This window comes from Mesorhizobium erdmanii, assembly GCF_013170725.1.
Classification (GTDB): domain Bacteria; phylum Pseudomonadota; class Alphaproteobacteria; order Rhizobiales; family Rhizobiaceae; genus Mesorhizobium; species Mesorhizobium erdmanii.
The window spans coordinates 4,427,601-4,443,624 of record NZ_CP033361.1; the positions used below are offsets into that span (position 1 = coordinate 4,427,601).

At 64.2% G+C, this 16,024-nt stretch carries 16 protein-coding genes; 1 reads left to right on the forward strand and 15 read right to left on the reverse strand.

Annotation, left to right across the window (positions count from 1 at the left end; translation table 11 throughout):
* Positions 1 to 38: 38 nt before the first annotated feature.
* The 5 genes from EB233_RS21650 to osmF form a co-directional block, all read right to left on the reverse strand.
* On the reverse strand, positions 39 to 2,180 hold the full coding sequence (locus tag EB233_RS21650) for a sodium-translocating pyrophosphatase (protein ID WP_027051524.1): 2,142 nt from the start codon (positions 2,178 to 2,180) through the stop codon (positions 39 to 41).
* A gap of 262 nt (positions 2,181 to 2,442) precedes the next feature.
* Entirely contained in the window at positions 2,443 to 3,192 is a 750-nt protein-coding gene (locus EB233_RS21655) for an ABC transporter permease (protein WP_064991616.1), read from the reverse strand.
* A complete protein-coding gene (locus EB233_RS21660) occupies positions 3,189 to 4,127 on the reverse strand; it encodes an ABC transporter ATP-binding protein (RefSeq protein ID WP_064991617.1) in 939 nt (312 codons plus the stop codon). Before EB233_RS21660 ends, EB233_RS21655 begins: the two co-directional genes overlap by 4 nt.
* Positions 4,124 to 5,287, reverse strand: coding sequence for an ABC transporter permease (locus EB233_RS21665; protein WP_064991618.1), 1,164 nt, complete (start codon positions 5,285 to 5,287; stop codon positions 4,124 to 4,126). Before EB233_RS21665 ends, EB233_RS21660 begins: the two co-directional genes overlap by 4 nt.
* A 55-nt stretch (positions 5,288 to 5,342) precedes the next feature.
* The gene (osmF, locus tag EB233_RS21670) at positions 5,343 to 6,254 is read right to left on the reverse strand and encodes a glycine betaine ABC transporter substrate-binding protein OsmF (protein WP_064991619.1); all 912 of its coding nucleotides are present in this window, start codon (positions 6,252 to 6,254) and stop codon (positions 5,343 to 5,345) included.
* Positions 6,255 to 6,459: 205 nt separating this feature from the next.
* Here osmF and EB233_RS21675 point away from each other — a divergent pair, with 205 nt between their 5' ends.
* Positions 6,460 to 7,032: an NADPH-dependent FMN reductase gene (locus EB233_RS21675; RefSeq protein ID WP_064991620.1), complete on the forward strand. Its 573-nt coding sequence runs from the start codon at positions 6,460 to 6,462 to the stop codon at positions 7,030 to 7,032.
* 27 nt (positions 7,033 to 7,059) lie between these two features.
* On the opposite strand, the gene EB233_RS21680 is transcribed toward EB233_RS21675, so the two are convergent.
* From EB233_RS21680 to EB233_RS21725, 10 genes are all read right to left on the reverse strand, one after another.
* Positions 7,060 to 8,271 (reverse strand): MFS transporter, encoded by a 1,212-nt coding sequence (locus EB233_RS21680; protein ID WP_064991621.1) that lies wholly within the window; start codon positions 8,269 to 8,271, stop codon positions 7,060 to 7,062.
* A complete protein-coding gene (gene nusB / locus EB233_RS21685; protein ID WP_064991622.1) occupies positions 8,268 to 8,768 on the reverse strand; it encodes a transcription antitermination factor NusB in 501 nt (166 codons plus the stop codon). Before nusB ends, EB233_RS21680 begins: the two co-directional genes overlap by 4 nt.
* Positions 8,765 to 9,259, reverse strand: coding sequence for a 6,7-dimethyl-8-ribityllumazine synthase (gene ribH, locus EB233_RS21690; RefSeq protein ID WP_064991623.1), 495 nt, complete (start codon positions 9,257 to 9,259; stop codon positions 8,765 to 8,767). Before ribH ends, nusB begins: the two co-directional genes overlap by 4 nt.
* A 110-nt stretch (positions 9,260 to 9,369) precedes the next feature.
* A complete protein-coding gene (locus EB233_RS21695) occupies positions 9,370 to 9,987 on the reverse strand; it encodes a riboflavin synthase (RefSeq protein ID WP_064991624.1) in 618 nt (205 codons plus the stop codon).
* A 72-nt stretch (positions 9,988 to 10,059) separates the two neighbouring features.
* On the reverse strand, positions 10,060 to 11,190 hold the full coding sequence (gene ribD / locus EB233_RS21700) for a bifunctional diaminohydroxyphosphoribosylaminopyrimidine deaminase/5-amino-6-(5-phosphoribosylamino)uracil reductase RibD (RefSeq protein ID WP_064991625.1): 1,131 nt from the start codon (positions 11,188 to 11,190) through the stop codon (positions 10,060 to 10,062).
* A gap of 2 nt (positions 11,191 to 11,192) precedes the next feature.
* Positions 11,193 to 11,672, reverse strand: coding sequence for a transcriptional regulator NrdR (gene nrdR, locus EB233_RS21705; protein ID WP_013895995.1), 480 nt, complete (start codon positions 11,670 to 11,672; stop codon positions 11,193 to 11,195).
* Between the two features lie 87 nt (positions 11,673 to 11,759).
* Positions 11,760 to 12,089 (reverse strand): GlpM family protein, encoded by a 330-nt coding sequence (locus EB233_RS21710; protein WP_064991626.1) that lies wholly within the window; start codon positions 12,087 to 12,089, stop codon positions 11,760 to 11,762.
* 33 nt (positions 12,090 to 12,122) lie between these two features.
* On the reverse strand, positions 12,123 to 12,701 hold the full coding sequence (locus tag EB233_RS21715; RefSeq protein ID WP_171892250.1) for an invasion associated locus B family protein: 579 nt from the start codon (positions 12,699 to 12,701) through the stop codon (positions 12,123 to 12,125).
* 99 nt (positions 12,702 to 12,800) lie between these two features.
* Positions 12,801 to 14,114 carry a serine hydroxymethyltransferase gene (gene glyA, locus EB233_RS21720; RefSeq protein WP_064991628.1) on the reverse strand — a complete coding sequence of 438 codons (1,314 nt, stop codon included), beginning with the start codon at positions 14,112 to 14,114 and terminating at the stop codon, positions 12,801 to 12,803.
* A 195-nt stretch (positions 14,115 to 14,309) separates the two neighbouring features.
* Positions 14,310 to 15,953 carry a Na+/H+ antiporter gene (locus EB233_RS21725; protein WP_064991681.1) on the reverse strand — a complete coding sequence of 548 codons (1,644 nt, stop codon included), beginning with the start codon at positions 15,951 to 15,953 and terminating at the stop codon, positions 14,310 to 14,312.
* Positions 15,954 to 16,024: the final 71 nt, after the last annotated feature.

Here is a 16,024-nt window from a genome sequence, read left to right on the forward strand (position 1 = left end):
TCGCTCCCGCAGGTTTTGTTTCGAGCAACCGCCCTCGCTCAGCCGTGCGCGAGTACGGCCAGCAGCAGGAGCGCGACGATGTTGGTGATCTTGATCGCCGGATTGACCGCCGGACCGGCGGTGTCCTTGTAGGGATCGCCGACCGTATCGCCGGTCACCGAGGCCTTGTGCGCCTCCGACCCCTTGAGGTGCTTGACGCCATCCTTGTCGGTGAAGCCGTCTTCGAACGATTTTTTCGCATTGTCCCAGGCGCCACCGCCTGAGGTCATCGAGATGGCGACGAACAGGCCGTTGACGATGACGCCGAGCAACGAGGCGCCGAGGGCGGCAAAGGCCGAGGCCTTCGAACCCGAGATCAACAGCACGCCGAAATAGACGACGAACGGCGCCAGCACCGGCAGCAGCGACGGGATGATCATCTCCCGGATCGCCGCCTTGGTCAGAAGGTCGACCGCGCGCGCATAGTTCGGCTTGGACGTCCCGGCCATGATGCCTGGATCTTCGCGGAACTGCTTGCGCACCTCCTCGACGATGGCGCCCGCCGCGCGGCCGACGGCTGTCATGGCGATGCCGCCGAACAGATATGGGATCAGGCCGCCGAAGATCAGACCGGCGACGACGTAGGGGTTGGAGAGATCGAAGGAGATCTCGCCCATACCCTGGAAGTAGGGATATTTGTCGCCATTGGCGGCAAAGAACTTCAGGTCGTTCGAATAGGCGGCAAACAGCACCAGAGCGCCGAGACCAGCCGAACCGATGGCATAGCCCTTGGTCACGGCTTTCGTGGTGTTGCCGACCGCGTCGAGCGCGTCGGTGGAGTGGCGCACTTCCTTGGGCAGGCCCGCCATTTCGGCAATGCCGCCGGCATTGTCGGTGACCGGGCCGAAGGCGTCGAGCGCCACGATCATGCCGGCAAGGCCGAGCATGGTGGTGACGGCGATCGCCGTGCCGAAGAGGCCACCGAGCTGGTAGGTAGCGATGATGCCGCCGACGATGACGATGGCTGGCAATGCCGTCGATTCCAGCGACACAGCGAGGCCCTGGATGACGTTGGTGCCGTGGCCGGTCACCGACGCCTGGGCGATCGAGTTGACCGGGCGCTTGTTGGTGCCGGTGTAGTATTCGGTGATCACCACGATCAAACCCGTCACCACGAGGCCGATGAGGCCGCAGATGAACAGGTTCTTGCCGGTGATGACCATGCCGGCGACAGTGCCAACCTCACCCCAGCCAAGCGTTGCCGAGGTGGCGACGCCGAGACCGACGATCGACAGCAGGCCGGTGACGATCAGGCCCTTGTAGAGCGCGCCCATGATCGAACCGTTGGAGCCGAGCTTGACGAAGAAGGTACCGACGATCGATGTCAGGATGCAGGCGCCACAAATAGCCAGCGGATAGAGCATGGCGGCGCCGAGAACGGCGGTGCCGCCGAAGAAGATGGCGGCGAGGACCATGGTCGCGACGACGGTAACGGCGTAGGTCTCGAACAGGTCGGCGGCCATGCCGGCGCAGTCGCCGACATTGTCGCCGACATTGTCGGCGATGGTGGCCGGGTTGCGCGGATCATCCTCGGGAATGCCGGCTTCGACCTTGCCGACCAGATCGCCGCCGACGTCGGCGCCCTTGGTGAAGATGCCACCGCCGAGACGGGCAAAGATCGAGATCAGCGAGGCGCCGAAGCCGAGCGAGACCAGCGAGTCGATGACGATACGGTCATTGGGCTGCAGGCCCATCGGGCCGGTCAGGATGAGGTAGTAGATCGAGACGCCGAGCAGCGCCAGGCCGGCAACCAGCATGCCGGTGATGGCGCCCGACTTGAAGGCGATGTCGAGACCGGCGGCGAGGCTGTTGGAGGCTGCCTGTGCCGTGCGCACATTGGCCCGCACCGAAACATGCATGCCGATGAAACCGGCGGCGCCCGAAAGCACGGCGCCGATCAGGAAGCCGATCGCGGCGGTGATGGACAGCAGCCACCAGGCGAGCACGAGCACGACCACGCCGACGATGGCGATGGTGGTGTACTGGCGGGCCAGATAGGCTTGCGCGCCCTCGCGGATGGCGGCGGAGATTTCCTGCATGCGTGCATTGCCCTGATCGGACGCTAGGACCGAACGTGTCGCCCAGATCGCGTAAAGGACAGAAAGCAGGCCGCAGGCGATGACGGCGTAAAGTATGGTCATTGCCGAATTTTCCTCGATTGCTGGCCCAAAAGAACCCCTCCCTGGGCCGTTGAGACAAAGACCGGAATCCGCGCGCGGAATCCACCTCTTCGCATCGGTGTATGCGAAACAGGGCCACGAACGTCAAGATATTGTTCGGTTTTTGCCCGGCTTTCGCCCAAAAGACAGAGGCCGTGATGGTACTGCCGGCGAAAGCCTTGGATTTAGATCGATTGAAATGACGTGGGAATCGCCGTGTAGAAACCGCCGGGCTCTCCGAAAGCTACTCGGCCTCGCGTCCCATCCGCCGCGCCGCATAGCGCTCCACCGCCGACAATCCGTCATAGATCAGAACGGCAAGGGCCGCCACGATCAGGCCACCCTGCAGAATGAAGGCGAGATTGTTGGACAAGAGCCCGGCGATGATCACCTCGCCCAGCGTCTTGGCGGCAACGGCGGAGCCGATGGTGGCGGTGGCAAGACCGATGACAACCGACAACCTGATGCCGCCCAGGATGATCGGAGCGCTGAGCGGCAGTTCGACCTTCGTCAACCTTTGCCAGCCGGTCATGCCGGCACCGCGCGCCGCCTCGACGACGTTGGCCGGCAGCGTCGTCAGCCCGGTCAGCGCATTCTCGAAAATCGGCAGCAGGCCGTAGAGAAACAGGGCGATTAGCGTCGGCTTTTCGCCGAATCCGACAGCCGGGACGGCGAGCGCCAGCACCGCCACCGGCGGAAAGGTCTGGCCGATGTTGACCAGGCTGCGCGACAGCGGCAGGAATTCGGCACCGGCCGGCCTGGTGACCAGGATGGCGAGCGCGACAGCAACGATGGTCGCGGCCAAGGTGGCAAGCAGGACGGTGCGCAGATGCAGCAACGTCAGGGTCAGCAGGCTGCCCTGATTGTAGATCACCGGCGCGTTGTTCTCGGTCAGCGGCTTCAAAAGCGGTTCGAACCAACCGGGATTGGTGAGGAAAGCGACGAGCAGCACCACCAGGGCAAGCCGCAGCAGCGTCGGCAGCCAGGATTTCATGCCGGCCTCGCCGCGCGCTTGACCAGCCCGTCCACCGTGACGCGGCCTAGCGGTCTGCCGTCGGCGCCTTTCACCGGCAGCGCCGGCCGGCCCGACCACAGGAGTTCGGCCAGTGCGTCACGCTGGCTGGCGTCGCCGGGGAGAGCGTCGCCCTCGGCGGTGCCGTTCTCCACCGCGTCACGCACCCGTCCGAGCGACAGCAGCCTGAACGGCCTTTCGCTGGCGCCGACCAAAGTCTCGACAAAGCTGCTGGCGGGGTTTGCCAGGATCTCGGCGGGTTCGGCATATTGCACGAGCTTGCCGGCATCCATGACGGCGATCTTGTCGCCCATATGCACGGCTTCCTCCATGTCATGGGTGACAAGGATGATGGTGGTGCCGAAGCGCTTCTGGATCGCCAGCAGATCCTCCTGCGCCTTGGTGCGAATGATCGGGTCGAGCGCGCCGAACGGCTCGTCCATCAACAGCACATTGGGTTCGGCAGCGAGCGCACGGGCCACGCCGACGCGCTGCTGCTGGCCACCGGACAGTTCGTGCGGATAGCGCGGACCGTAGGCCTGCGGATCGAGCTGGTAGAGCGTCATCAGTTCATCGACGCGGGCGTTGATACGGTCCTTGTCCCAACCGAGCAGCACCGGCACGGTGGCGATGTTCTGCGCCACGGTGCGATGCGGGAACAGTCCGTGCCCCTGGATGGCGTAGCCGATGCTGCGGCGCAGTTCGTAACCCGGCACCGAGCGATTGTCGGCACCGTCGAGCTTGATGATGCCTGATGTCGGCTCGACCAGCCGATTGATCATGCGCAGCAGCGTCGTCTTGCCGGAACCGGAGGTGCCGACAATGACGCAAACCGTGCGCGGCTCGATGACCATCGAGACGTTGTCGACGACAGCGGTCGCGTCGTAGCGCTTGGTAATGCCTTCGATCTCGATCATGCCGTTTCAACCCTGCGCTTGGTGGCGGTCATTTCGATCACTGCGTCGAGGATGATGGCCGCGGCGAAGGCCAACGCCACGGTCGGAACCGCACCGAGCAGCACGAGGTCCATCGCCGTCTGGCCAACACCCTGGAAGACGAACACGCCGAAGCCGCCGCCGCCGATCAGCGCGGCAATGGTGGCGAGCCCGATGTTCTGCACCAGGACGATGCGGATGCCGGTCAGGATCACCGGAAAGGCCAGCGGAAACTCGACGCCGAACAGGCGCTGGCGGTCGGTCATGCCCATGCCGCGCGCCGCGTCGTTGGCGGCACGCGGCACGCCGGCGAGACCGACAACCGTATTGGCCACCACCGGCAGCAGCGAATAGAGGAACAAAGCGACAAACGCCGGCGCCGTGCCGATGCCGCGAATGCCGAGCGCCGCAGCACCCGGCACATGGGTGGCGACCCAGCCGAGCGGCGCTATCAGCAAGCCAAACAATGCGATCGAGGGTATGGTCTGGATGATGTTGAGCACGTTGAGCACGCCGGCCCGCAGCCGTTCGACCCGGTGACAGAGGATGCCCAGCGGCAGGCCGACGATCACCGCCGCGGCCAGCGAGCCTAGCGCCAGCGTCACGTGCTTGGAGCCCTCGGCCCAGAAACTGTCGGCGCGGTTGGCGTATTCCTTGAGGATGGAGAGGTCGTTCCAGGCCCCCGACACCAAAAGCAGGCCTATGGCCACGGCCGCGGCGACCAGCACGCCGACACGAGCAAATGGCGACAAACTCAGACGCGTCAGCACGTCCGCCAGCGAAAGCGTGAAGGCAAAGATGAGTATCCAGAAACCGGAAGCCGGCGATACCCTGGCAAAGGTGTTGCCGGTCGGCGTCAGGAATGTGCCGGCGGCGCCGACGAGCAGTGCGAGCGCGACCAGCGCCACGACGCTGGCGGCAAGGCGCAGCACGAGCGGTGTCTTGAACAGCGCTACCAGCGCGGCGACGACGATGATGGCAAGCAGCAGTGTTCCTGTCGTTGCCGGCAACGCTTCGAGAATCGAGCGCGCCTGGCCCGGAACGATGCGGTTGGCGCGGAAGGTGGCGAAAGGCGCGAGGAACGCCGCATAGGCCGCGATCGCGGCAATGACCACGCCAAGCTTGTCGAAGCGGATATTCACGCCCTCCCCCGTCGGTCTTCCCGGCGCGCCACGTATGCGGCACGCCGGAATCGCCCTACTTCAGAAAGCCGTTCTTCTTCAAGAAGTCTTCGGCGACGCCCTTGACCGGCTCGCCGCCGACCTGGACGCGGCCGTTCAGTTCCTGCAGCGTGACGAGATCGAGCTTGGCGAAGACCGGCTTCAGCAGCGTCTCGATTTCGGGGTGTTCCTTGAGCACGGATTCGCGGATGATCGGCGCCGGCTGGTAGACCGGCTGCACGCCCTTGTCGTCCTCGAGCACGACCAGGCCGGACGGCGCGATGCCGCCGTCGGTGCCGTAGACCATGGCGGCGTTGGCGCCGCTGGTCTGGTTGGCCGCCGCGGCGATGGTCGCCGCCGTATCGCCGCCCGAGAGCGTGATCAGCTGGTCCGGCTTCAGCGTGAAGCCATAAGTGGTCTGGAAGGCCGGAAGGGCTGCCGCCGAATTGACGAACTCGGCGGAAGCCGCGAGCACCACCTTGCCGCCGCCGGCGACGTATTTGCCGAAGTCCGACAGCGTGACGAGCTTGTTCTCGTCCGTCACTTCCTTGCGCAACGCGATCGCCCAGGTGTTGTTGGCCGGCGCCGGCGATAGCCAGACGATCTTGTTGGCGTCGTAGTCGAGCTTCTTGGCCGTCTCATAGGCCTTGGCGGCGTCCTTCCACACAGGGTCATCGGCCTTCTCGAAGAAGAACGCGGCGTTGCCGGTGTATTCGGGATAGATGTCGATCTCGCCAGCGGTGATCGCCTTGCGAACCACCGGCGTGCCGCCGAGCTGGATGCGGTCCGTGGTCTTGATGTTGTTGGCGTTGAGAACGAGCTGGATGATATTGCCGAGCACACCACCCTCGGTGTCGATCTTGGAGGAGACCACCACCTGAGCACTGGCGGAAGCCGCCGTGACGGCCAACGCCAATGCCGCGCTGGCCAAAACCTTGAGTGAAAACATTGTGAAAATCCCTTGCTATGAACCGGAATGCGGTGGCCGCATATGAGCATGGCTTCAACGGCCAGTCGGGGCACACGGTTTCATAAGAACGGGCATCGGCGCAATATTTTTGTTCCGACACGGTGCCAAATAGCAGGCTGGCGATCAGGAGCCATTCGGCGGATAATGCCGCGAGGGTGCGGGCGGCAAACACGGAGACCGTATCATGGCCATACACAAGGTCGGTTATCTCATCGGCAGTCTTGCCCGGGGTTCCATCAACCGCAAGCTCGCGAAAGCGCTCGTTCAACTTGCTCCGCCGGAACTTGAAATGACGGAAATTTCCTTCAAGGATTTGCCGCTCTACAGCTACGACTATGACTCCGATTTCCCACCGGTGGCCCAGGCTTTCAAGAAGGCGATCGCCTCCGTTGAGGCCGTGCTGTTCGTCACCCCGGAGTATAACCGCTCAATCCCTGGTGGACTGAAGAACGCGATCGACTGGGCGAGTCGCCCCTATGGCAAAAATTCATTCGCACGCAAACCGTCCGCTGTCATCGGAACATCACCGGGCTCTATCGGGACAGCTATTGCGCAGCAAAGCCTGCGAAGCGTTCTGAGTTTCTGCAACGCCCCCCAGATGAATGCGCCTGAGGCCTATATCCAGTTTACGCCGGGCCTGATCACGGACGACGGCGAGGTGACGGTCGAATCCACCGAGGACTTCCTGCGCAACTACATGGCTCAGTTTCACATGTTCATAGCACGGGTGCTTCAGGTTCTGCCGCCGGACGCATAGCTTTGGCAGTCTTCGGTTCGGATGGCGTCAGGCCTGACGCGGCCTCGCCATCGTCAGCGCGCCGAGTGCCACGAAGCACAGGACGGTGACCGGAAAGATCATCCAGTTCAGCATTTCCCAGCCCCAGGCGTTGTAGACCATGCCCGACAGAAGCGAGGCGCAGGCGACGGAGCCGAACAGGACGAAGTCGTGAAAACCCTGCACCTTGCCCTTTTCCGACGGCCGGTAGCTGGCCGCCACCATGGAGGTGGCGCCGATAAAGCCGAAATTCCAGCCAAGGCCGAGCAAGATCAGCGACGTCCAGAAGTGCCAAAGCGCGACGCCCGACAGGGCAACGGCGGCACAGCCGATCAGCAGCAGCAAGCCGATGGCGACGATGCGCTCGGCGCCGAAACGATGGATCAGCGAACCGGTGAAGAAGCTCGGCGCGAACATCGCCATGACGTGCCAGGAGATGCCGAGCGTCGCATCGTCCTCAGACAGGCCGCAGCCGACCATGGCCAGCGGCGCGCCGGTCATGACGAAGCTCATCAGCGCGTAGCTGCCGACAGCACAAAACAGCGCGGCAACGAAGCGCGGCCTGGTGACGATTTCGGACAGCGGTCTGGCATCGCCGTCGGCAATTTCGGCCTTGCCCGCCGACTTAGCCGGCAGGCGTAGGAATGACAGGATGACGGCGCCGACCACGGCCAACGGCAAGATGGAGGCGAACGACCCGGCAAACATCACCGGCGCGAACAGTTCGCGGGTGAAGATGACGATCTGCGGCCCCAGTATGGCGGTGACGATGCCCCCAGCCAACACGAAAGAGATGGCGCGCGCCTTGAACTGTGGCGGCGCGTTATCGGCAGCGGCGAAGCGGAATTGCTGGACGAAGGCGCCACCGATGCCGATCACCAGCAGCGCGAAAGCGAACAGCCAGAAACTGCCGTGGAAAAGCGCCAGCGTGGCGACCAGCCCGCCAAGTGCGGTAACGACAGTGCCGGTCATGAAGCCGTCGCGCTGGCCCAGCCTGCGGACGATCGCCGCAGCCGGGAGCGCGCCGAGCGCCACGCCGAGATTGAAGCCGGTGATCGGCGCCGTCGCCAGCGATTTGTCGGCACCGAGCAGGTATTGGCCGGCCAGCGCGCCCATGGAGATGGCGATGGGTGCCGCCGAGCCGATAATCGCCTGCGAGGCGGCGAGGATCAGCGCGGTGCGCCGCGCTTCCCTGCCCGTCTCGATGGCGATGGCCGTCACGATGCGTCCTTGCCGCGCCCCTCGCCGCGCACCCGGCGTGACACGCGGTCGAGCACGGCATTGACCAGCTTTGGCTCGTCTTCCTCGTAAAAAGCCTTGGCGATGTCGACATATTCCGAAACGATCACCGCCACCGGCACATCGTCGCGCTTCATCAATTCATAGACGCCGGCACGCATGATGGCGCGCAGTGTCGAATCGAGCCGAGACAGCGGCCAATCATCGGTCAGCGCCTGACGGATGACCGGATCGATGGTCTTCTGGTTTTCGACGACGCCGGTCAGGATGGCGCGGAACCATTGGGCATCCGCTTCGCGATAGAGCGCGCCGTCGACTTCCTTGCCAAGACGGAACGCCTCGTATTCCGCTGTGATCTCGAAGACGCCGCTGCCGGCCACATCCATCTGATAGAGCGCCTGCACGGCGGCAAGACGGGCGGCACCCCGCTTGTTGGCGTGGCGCACTGCCGGCTGGCCGGGCGAAGCGGGTTCGCTCACGATCGCGCTCCCAGCTGTTCCTTGAGCGCGATCATGGTCAGCGCCGCGCGCGCGGCAAAGCCACCCTTGTCGCCTTCCGAGCGCTTGGCCCGCGTCCATGCCTGCGCGTCGTTCTCGGTGGTCAGGATGCCGTTGCCGATGCAGACAGAGTCCTGCACGGACAAGTCCATGAGCGCGCGGCTGGATTCATTGGCGACGATGTCGAAATGGTAGGTGTCGCCGCGAACGACGGTGCCGAGCGCCACGAAGCCGTCATAGTGGGTGCCGCCTTCCGCGGCACCGTCCAGCGCGAAGGTGATGACCGCGGGAATCTCGAGCGAACCTGGAACCGTAACGACATCGTAGGTCGCGCCCGCTTCATCGAGCGCGTTTGTCGCGCCGTCGAGCAGCGCGTCGGCAAGGTCGTCGTGAAAGCGTGCCTCGACGATCAGCAGATGCGCCTTCGCCTTCGGACGAATGAAGGCTTTGCCGTGTTGGGATGTGCCTGCCATAAAAATCTCCGGGGGGTTGCCGGTGACTTATGCCGAAGCCGGATTGATCGCAAGCGGAAGATTGGCCATGCCGCACGAGACGGCTCGGACGAGCCCTTCCGGCAGACCTATTAGAGCCCCTCTTTGGCCGCCTCCGCCAGCCGCGCTGCGTAGCGGGCCATGGTGTCGATCTCGATATTGACGCGGTCGCCGGCCTTGCGCTCGCCCCAGGTAGTGACGGTCAACGAATGATGGATCAGCAGCACGTCGAAGCGCGTGCCCTCGACCTTGTTGACGGTGAGCGAGGTGCCGTCGAGCGCGACGGAACCCTTTGGTGCGATGAATTTCGCCAGATGGCGCGGCGCCTCCAGCGTGAAGCGCACCGCGTCGCCCTCGTCCTTGCGCTCGACGATTTCGGCGGTGCCGTCGACATGGCCCGACACGATGTGACCGCCGAGTTCGTCGCCGATCTTCAGCGCCCGTTCGAGATTGACCTTGCTGCCGGATTTCCAGCTCGAGGCCGTGGTCAGCCGCAAGGCTTCCTCCCAAGCCTCGACCTCGAACCAGCGTGCGTTCGAGCCATGGTCGGGCAAAGCCGTGACTGTCAGGCAGACGCCACCGCAGGAGATCGAGGCGCCGATGGCGATGGTTTCGGGGTCATAGGCGGTATCGATGCGCAAGCCGACGCCTTCGCTGAGCGGTTTAACGGCGGCGACGGTGCCGATATCGGTGACAATTCCGGTAAACATCGATGCTGATGCTCTCTTTGATTGAGAGCCGGATTCAGATTTCAAGTCGACTCGACCTGAAATCATCCGGCTCTAGAGGTCTCTTACCCATTCGGCGTAACTGTCTTCGCCGAAGCGCATCTCGCGCAGTTTGCGGAAGCCTGCCGGGATATGGTCGGCATCGACCGGCGATGCAACGCCGTCCTCGCCAATCGCCTCCGGCCCTTGGAACAGGACGATGCGGTCGACGAGGTCCTCGTCCAGGAACGCCTTGGCGACCTGGGCGCCGCCCTCGACCAGCACACTTGCCATGCCAAGCGCCGCCAGGTCTTCGAGCAGTTCCGGCAAGGCGACGACGCCGTCATGGGTTTCAGTGCCGATGAAGCGTACGCCGGCGCGTTCGAGTGCGGCGCGACGATGCGGATCAGCTTCGAGACAGGCCGCGACATAGAGCGGCACGCGGTCGACACCGGAAACCAGCTTCGAGGCTTCCGGGAGCCGGATCTGGCGATCGAGGATGATGCGCGCCGGCGAACGGTTTTCCAGCCCCGGCAAACGCACGGTGAGCGCCGGGTCGTCTTCCAGTGCCGTGCCGATGCCGATCAGGATGGCGTCCGACTCCGCACGCATCAGATAGACATCGCGGCGTGCGATCTCGCCGGTGATCGCGACCTGACCGGCACCTCTCCTGCCGATCTTGCCGTCGCACGAAAGCGCAAGCTTCAGCGTCACTTCCGGACGTTTTCGCAAGGATCGAATCAAATAGCCCGCCATCTGTTCGGCGGCTTCCGTGGCCAGCACCTTCTCTACCACTTCAATGCCGGCGGCGCGCAGGATGGCGTAGCCCTTGCCGGAGACGCGCGTATCGGGATCGCTGGCGGCCCCGACGACGCGCGCTATGCCGGCACTGACCAGCGCGTTGGCGCAAGGCGGGGTGCGGCCGTGATGCGCGCAGGGCTCCAAAGTGACGTAGGCGGTAGCGCCACGCGCGAGTTCACCGGCCTCGCCCAGCGCTTCGGTTTCGGCATGCGGCCGGCCGCCAATCGCGGTGACGCCGGTGCCGACGATCATCGGCCCGGCGCCGTCGTCGCGCACGATGATCGTGCCGACGGATGGATTGGTCGAGGTGCGGCCGGCATTCCTGCGCGAAAGCCGCAGTGCGGCGGCCATGAAACGGCGGTCAAGGGCCGCTTGTTCGGCCTCGCTCAATTGCGATGCTGCCATGCTCAGCCGGCTTCCTCTTCACTCTTGTCTTCGTCGCCCTTCAGTTCGCCCAGCAACTCATGGAAATCCTTGGCCTCGCGGAAATTGCGGTAGACAGAGGCGAAACGGACATAGGCGACATCGTCGAGCGATTTCAGTGCTTCCATGACCAGCCGGCCGACCTCGCCGGAGGCCACTTCCGTCTCGCCGGAGCTCTCGAGCTGGCGCACGATACCGGTCACCGCGCGGTCGATACGCTCGGGATCGACATTGCGCTTGCGCACCGCGATCTCCACCGAGCGCAACAGCTTGTCGCGGTCGAACGGCACTTTCCGGCCCGACTTCTTGACCACGACCAGATCACGCAGTTGGACGCGCTCGAATGTGGTGAAACGGCCGCCGCAATCGGGGCAGACACGCCGCCTGCGGATCGCCGCGCCATCCTCGGCGGGGCGCGAATCCTTCACCTGCGTATCTTCGGACTGGCAATAGGGACAGCGCATGGAGAGCCTTGGGTTCGCGAATCTGATGAGGCGAAAGGCTTAGAGCCTTTCCGATGTGGATTGAAGCGGTTCCGTCCTCCGACGCCCTCAGAGATAGCGAGGCGCGAGGAAAATTGCGAGAGCGGCGACCAGCCAGACTGCGATGCCGCCAGCGACGGCCAGTCGATAGTCGACCGTGTCGATAAACAACCAGCAGGCGCCGAGGAAAGCAAGATAGGCCGGAATTGTCTTGAACCCGGCAAGGCAGGCTTCGCGGAAGCCGGCAGGATTGCCCTTGGCACCGACCGCGAGCAGTGCAATGACCGCGAAAGTCGGCGCCAGCGGCAGAATTCCGGGCAGCACATTGCCGCGCTTGGACAGCCAGACGATCAGCGCCGTGACCAGCCCGCCGAGCATACCCTTCCAGACAATGTCCATCCGCAGTCCCTTACTCCGACCCGGCGGCCATCGTCACGGCGCGACGTCCTTGGTCGGGAAGCCGCAAGACGTTCCGAGGTTGCGGTAGGCCTTGGTGAAGCCGTCCATCGGAATGCTGGCGACGGCCTGCTTGCCGAAAGTCACATCGAGCGAGATGACCTGGCGCATGGCACGCAACAGCGCGAGACTGGTTTTGGGCTGGTTGTCGACCGTCCAGCTCGGGCGACCGATGACGGCATCGTTGGAATCGACCGTCGCCGAAACCTTGACGCCGGGATCACCGAACGTAGCCGCGATCTTCTTGCCGGTCGGCAGTTCCTTGTTGTCGACGGTGAGCATGATGGCCGGATAGGCATCGGGCGGCAGTGCATCGCCGGTCGAGATCGACAAGGTCAGCGTGCCCGAATTGCCGCTCGCGTCGAAGAACGCCGTCGAAGCCGCACAGGTCTTGCTCGCGTCCTGGCCGATGTCGAGCACATCGACGATGGTTGTCCATTTGCCGAAAGTGCTGGTGGCAGGCGTCTCCGGGCTGGGCTGCGTCTGCGCCAAGGCGGACCCGCAAAAGGCCAGCCAGCCGACAGCGCCGAGTGTGGCGAGACGAAATTCGCGCATCTTCAAGTCTCCGGTTCCATGCGTCACCCGATCAGGGGTGACGCACCGCCGGCGAATAAGAGATGACGCCTGGCGCCTGGTCAATCGAGATAAGGACGATCAACCGAGATAAGGATAGAGCGGAAAACGATCGGTCAGCGCCACGACCTTGGCCTTGACCGCGGCTTCGACCGCCGCATTGCCCTCGTCCGAATTGGCGACTTTGAGACCATCCAGCACTTCGGCGATCAGTTTGCCGATCTCGCGGAATTCGGCCTGGCCGAAGCCGCGAGTGGTGCCGGCCGGCGTGCCGAGGCGCACGCCCGAGGTGACGAAAGGCTTTTCCGGGTCGAAGGGAATGCCGTTCTTGTTGCAGGTGATGTTGGCGCGGCCAAGGGCTGCCTCGGCTCGCTTGCCGGTGGCGTTCTTGGGTCTGAGATCGACCAGCATCAGGTGGTTGTCGGTGCCGCCGGAGACGATGTCGAGACCCGTCTCCTTGAGGCTGGAAGCCAGCGCCTTGGCGTTGGCGGCCACGCTCTCGGCATAGACCTTGAAGCTCGGCTTCAGCGCCTCGCCGAAGGCGACCGCCTTGGCTGCGATGACATGCATCAGCGGACCACCCTGCAGGCCGGGGAACACTGCCGAGTTCATCTTCTTGGCAATGTCCTCGTCGTTACACAGGATCATGCCGCCGCGCGGGCCACGCAGCGATTTGTGCGTGGTCGTCGTCACCACATGGGCGTGCGGCAGCGGCGAAGGATGCACGCCGCCGGCGACGAGGCCGGCAATGTGGGCCATGTCGACCATCAGATAGGCGCCGACGGCGTCCGCGATCTCGCGAAAACGCTTCCAATCCCAGATGCGTGAATAGGCGGTGCCGCCAGCCAGGATCAGCTTCGGCTTGGTCTCGTGCGCGGTCTTCTCGATGGCATCCATGTCGAGCAGGTGATCTTCCTTGCGCACGCCATAGGAGACGACCTTGAACCACTTGCCACTCATGTTGACCGGCGAGCCATGAGTGAGATGGCCACCGGAATTGAGGTCGAGGCCCATGAAGGTGTCGCCGGGCTGCAGCAGCGCCAGGAACACCGCCTGGTTCATCTGGCTGCCCGAGTTCGGCTGGACATTGGCGAAGTTGCAGCCGAACAGTTTCTTCGCCCGCTCGATGGCGAGGTCCTCGGCTACGTCGACGAACTGGCAGCCGCCATAGTAGCGCTTGCCCGGATAGCCCTCGGCGTATTTGTTGGTCATGATCGAGCCCTGCGCCTCCAGAACGGCGCGGGAAACGATGTTTTCGGATGCGATCAGTTCGATCTCGTGGCGCTGGCGACCGAGTTCGTTGCGGATGGCGCCGAAAATCTCCGGATCGGCGTCTTCCAGCGTTGTTTCGAAAAAAGATTCGAATTTGTTCGACGCTGCCGCTGCTGTTGCCATGGCCTGAAATCCTCCGGTTCGGGGGCAATTTGTTTATGCATATCGTCGCCCCAAAACCGCTGCACGCTTTTGGGCGACACGCATTGCCGCGCCATTAACACAGTTGTTTTCGACCCGCCACGTTTGCAGCGCGAAATTTGCTGGCCGGTTTGCGGCAGAGCCGGCAAATCCGCAGCCCCTGGGGCATCGCCAATCCTATTTCTGCGTCTGCCTGCCATTCAAAAGGGCCTCCGTGAGGGTGATCTCGGTAAACAGCGTCCGCGCCGTGTGGTCGTTGATCTCGCCGCGGCGAAGCATGGTGCGCAAGGCGTCGCGCTCGGCGGCGATGCCGGCCAGCCTCAGGTCGATCTCCAGCCTGCCCGCCTCGCGTACCTCGGCGCGCGCCTCGTCGGCCTCGTCGGACGCCGCGATGCGCCGCTGATAGGCCGCGACGATGCCGTTGGCGGCGGCGAGCCTGACGCCCGGCACACCGCCCTCCTCCTCATCCGTCTGTGCAATGCTCTCGAGGCGGGCGATCGCCGCCTTAGCCGCGCCGACACGCGCCATGCGCTCCTCGGCATCGCCGGCGTCTTCGCCGGGCTCGACCAGACCGCGCGCGATCACCGGCAACGCCAGGCTGGCGATCACCAGGGAGCAGATGATGACGCCGGCCGCGAGGAAGATGACGAGGTCGCGCGCGGGGAATGGCGAGCCGTCCTGCAACGCCAGCGGCAGCGACAATATGCCGGCCAGCGTTATGGCGCCGCGCACGCCGGCCACCGATCCGGCAAGCCGAACGCGCAGGCCGAACGGTTCGGCCTCCCGCTTGCCGAGCCGCGCCGCGACCCCTGCCGCGATATCGCCAACCCAGATCCAGGCGAAGCGGAGCCCGATCAGGCAAAGGGTCAGCAGCAGAACCGTCAGGATCGGCTCCAAAAGCCAATGACGGCCGGATAGCTCGGGCGGCACCTTTCGGATGATTTCGGGAAGCTGCAGGCCGAGCACGATGAACAGCGCGCCGTTGAAGACGAACGAAAACGTCGTCCACAAGGACATCGTCTGCATGCGCGCGGAGACGCCGAGGAAGCGGAATATGCCGGTGCTCCCGGTCAAGAGACCGGCGGTCACCGCTGCCAGGATGCCCGAGGCGCCGAAGTGCTCGGCGCCGAGATAGGCGACGAAGGGAAGCAGAATGGTGATCAGTACCTGTGTCTCGGCCGGCACGCCGCCAATGCGGTTCAAGAGTTGCAGCGCCTTGGCGGCGACGAACAAGGCCGCCACGCCGGCCAGGATGCCAACCGCCACGGCATAAAGAAAACTCAGCGAGGCGACGGCGAAGGAAAAACTGCCGGTCAATGCCGCAGCGACGGCAAACCGGAACATGACCAGGCCAGACGCGTCGTTGAGCAGCGACTCGCCCTCCAGAATATGCATCAGCCGCGCCGGAACGACGTTCCTGTCGACGATCGACGACACGGCCACCGCATCCGTTGGCGACAGCACTGCGGCAAGGGCGAAGGCAACGACCAGCGGAATGCTCGGCACCAGCCAGTGCAAGGCATAGCCGAAGCCGACGATGGTGAAGAAGACGAGGCCTATGGCAAGGTCGAGGATCGGCCCACGCAATGCCGTCAGTTCGCGCTTCGGCGCGCCAAAAGCATCGCTGAACAGCAGCGGTGGAATGAACACCAGGAGGAACAGTTCCGGATCGATCTCGACATGGATGCCGCCCACCGGCCAGGCAAGGGCGGCGCCTATGGCGATCTGCAGGACTGGCAGCGGCACCCGCACCAGCCGCACCAGCGCGCCGGAAACAGCGACGAATACGAGCACGACGAGGACGAAGATGGCGGCTTGCATGGCACGATTCCGGCTGTTTGGCGAACCATGCGCATTCATCGCTCCCGCGTCCAGACCGCGCCGGCGCGGCG